This window comes from Caballeronia grimmiae (genome assembly GCF_000698555.1).
GTDB lineage: Bacteria > Pseudomonadota > Gammaproteobacteria > Burkholderiales > Burkholderiaceae > Caballeronia > Caballeronia grimmiae.
Window position 1 is genome coordinate 1 of record NZ_JFHE01000101.1, and the last position, 2581, is coordinate 2581.

Genomic DNA, 2581 nt, shown 5'->3' on the forward strand with positions numbered 1-2581 from the left:
GGCGTCAGCCGGGCTCGAGCTTCAAGCCGTTTATCTATTCGGCGGCGCTCGACAAGGGACTTGGACCGGCGACCATCATCAACGATGCGCCGCTGTATTTCCCCGCGCCGGCGGGCGGCGAGCCGTGGGAGCCGAAGGACGACGATCAGCCCGACGGCCCCATGTCGATGCGCACCGGTCTGCAGAAATCGAAGAACCTGGTGTCGATCCGCATCCTGTCGTACATCGGCACGGGCTACGCGCAGGACTTCGTCACGCAGAAGTTCGGCTTCGACAAGGACAAGACGCCGCCGTATCTGCCGCTCGCACTCGGCGCGGGGCTCGTCACGCCGCTGCAATTGAGCGGCGCGTACTCGGTGTTCGCGAATGGCGGTTATCGCGTCAATCCGTATCTGATCGCGGAAATCGCCGATGCGCGCGGCACGGTGGTTTCGCGTGCCGATCCGCTGACGGCGGGAAGCAATGCGCCGCAGACGCTCGAGCCGCGCAACGCCTATGTGATGAACAGCCTGCTCCATACGGTCGCGACGTCCGGCACCGGCTCGGGCACCAACGTGCTCAAGCGTAACGACTTGCAGGGCAAGACCGGCACCACGAACGACGCGAAGGACGGCTGGTTCGCGGGCTATCAGCGTCAGCTCGTGGCGGTGGCGTGGATGGGCTACGATCAGCCGAAATCGCTTGGCAGCAAGGAGTTCGGCGCGCAACTCGCATTGCCGATCTGGGTCGACTACATGGGACGCGCGCTGCGCGGCATTCCTCAACAGCAGATGCCGATGCCCGATGGCATCACGACCGTCGACGGCGAACTGTTCTTCACGGACCATACGCCGGGCGCGGGCTTCGTCGCGAGCATCGGTCTCGACAGCGGCAATCCGATGGCCGGCGATTCCACCACGGCGGGCGGTGTCGGTCCGGCTGGCATGCAGGCGCCGCCGGTGCCGCAAGTCACCACCGACGAGCGCAAGCAGATCATGGACATGTTCAACCGGCCGTGACGCCAGGGCGGTGCCGGGCATAGAAAAAAACGCGCCGGGGTCTCAGGACTCCGGCGCGTTTTTTGCTTTTTGACGGCGCGAGTCGAGCGTTACTTGCCGAGCGTCGCCGCTGATTTCACCGCGCAATCGACCTTGACCGTGGTCTTGTCGGCGAAAGTGAGCGTGAGCGGAATCGTCGCGCCGACCTTCACGGACTTGCCCGGTTCCTCGAGCATCAGGTGATAGCCCTTCGGTGCGAACGCGAGCGTGCCGTGCGGGGGAACGTCGACGGTATCGACGGCGGCCATCGTCGCCGTGCCGCCCTTGTTTTCCGACTTGTGCATCATCGTCATGCCGAACGCGGGCGTGTCGGCGGCGCTGAGCGTCGCGGCCTTGTCGCCATTATTCGAGACGACGAAATAACCCGACGAAGGCAGATTCGGCGGCATCGCGCGAACCCAGCAATCGCGCGCTTCGAGCGTGGCCGCGTGCGCGGCGGAGACGAACGGGGCGAGGGACGCGCAAACGAGCGCGCCCATCAGTACAGCGTTTGTTTTCATTGCGGCCTCACTTGACCGTGAAGTTATAGTGACCTTGCGTGCGATGTCCGTCGGCGGCGACCGCCGTCCACTGCACTTTATAGACGCCCGGCGGCAGATCGCCCAGCGCGACGCTCATGCGCTTCTTGTTGTCCGTATCGACGACCGATTTCGCCGTGTTGACCTGCTTGCCTTGCGCGTTGGTGACGAGCATGGAACTGAAGGTCGGTTCGAGTGCTTCGCCGAACACGATCGAGACTTCTTGCGGCGCGCTGACCGTTGCGCCGGGGCCGGGCTGCTCGAGCTTGGGGACCGCGTGAGCGAGCGCGAGTTGCGCCGACGCGATGCACGCCAATACGAGCACGCCGCGCAATGTGGATTTGATCGACATGATGATGTCCTGTGTGATGCTTGATGGCGCGGCGCCGGCGCGTCGTCGGATGCGACGCGAGCAGCGCGCGGAACAAGGGCGGATCAGGCGAGGGCGGGCGGTGCGCGCGGCTGGGCGTCGTCGAAGCGAACGCGATGCGCGGTGCGGGTGGTATCGACTGAAGCGAAGACATCGCGCGGCGAGGGTATCGACGCGAACTCGACAGCGGGCGCCGGCGGCGTCGGTGCATGGGCGATGAGATCGCAGTAGCCACAGGCCGGAAGATGGATACTGGCGTGGTCATCGGCATGCGATGACGTCACGGGGTGCGCGTTGCCCGAGGCGCATATAGAAGCGAACTGTGCATCGACGCGTTGGGCGTTCAGCCATTGCGACGCTACGGGCGCGAACGAGAGCAGCAGCATCGCGCACAAGGCCACGATACCGCTCGCTTTCCCGATGATTCCCCGACGCAAAAACTGCATCCCGCGTTCTCGTACCGATGATGGATCTTGATAGCGGACGATTATGCCACGCACGCTTATGCGGCTTTTGCGACTGATCGTCCGGGTGCGCGAGGCATTGCCTTTGCAAACGCAGACGTAAATGATGAACTAATCATTGCGCTCCATAGATCGATGCCGTATAATCTTTTCTTCGACGGACGCGGGGTGGAGCAGTCTGGCAGCTCGTCG

The 2581-nt window shown here is 64.0% G+C and carries 4 protein-coding genes; 1 reads left to right on the top strand and 3 read right to left on the bottom strand.

Translation table 11 applies throughout. From position 1 onward, the window contains the following. The coding region (locus BG57_RS30680) for a penicillin-binding transpeptidase domain-containing protein (protein WP_035971027.1) at nucleotides 1-998 on the top strand (998 nt) is incomplete at its 5' end. 89 nt (nucleotides 999-1087) lie between these two features. On the opposite strand, the gene BG57_RS30685 is transcribed toward BG57_RS30680, so the two are convergent. The 3 genes from BG57_RS30685 to BG57_RS30695 form a co-directional block, all read right to left on the bottom strand. Then, a complete protein-coding gene (locus BG57_RS30685; RefSeq protein ID WP_035971028.1) occupies nucleotides 1088-1537 on the bottom strand; it encodes a copper chaperone PCu(A)C in 450 nt (149 codons plus the stop codon). A gap of 7 nt (nucleotides 1538-1544) precedes the next feature. Further along, nucleotides 1545-1907, bottom strand: a complete 363-nt coding sequence (locus BG57_RS30690) for a copper resistance protein CopC (protein ID WP_035971029.1) — start codon at nucleotides 1905-1907, stop codon at nucleotides 1545-1547. An 83-nt stretch (nucleotides 1908-1990) separates the two neighbouring features. After that, nucleotides 1991-2371, bottom strand: a complete 381-nt coding sequence (locus BG57_RS30695; protein WP_035971030.1) for a DUF2946 domain-containing protein — start codon at nucleotides 2369-2371, stop codon at nucleotides 1991-1993. Nucleotides 2372-2581 lie beyond the last annotated feature (210 nt).

Excerpts from the sequence above, each read along its gene's own strand:
- BG57_RS30685 (WP_035971028.1), bottom strand. The coding sequence starts at position 1,537 with ATGAAAACAAACGCTGTACTGATGGGCGCGCTCGTTTGCGCGTCCCTC.
- BG57_RS30690 (WP_035971029.1), bottom strand. The coding sequence starts at position 1,907 with ATGTCGATCAAATCCACATTGCGCGGCGTGCTCGTATTGGCGTGCATC.
- BG57_RS30695 (WP_035971030.1), bottom strand. The coding sequence starts at position 2,371 with ATGCAGTTTTTGCGTCGGGGAATCATCGGGAAAGCGAGCGGTATCGTG.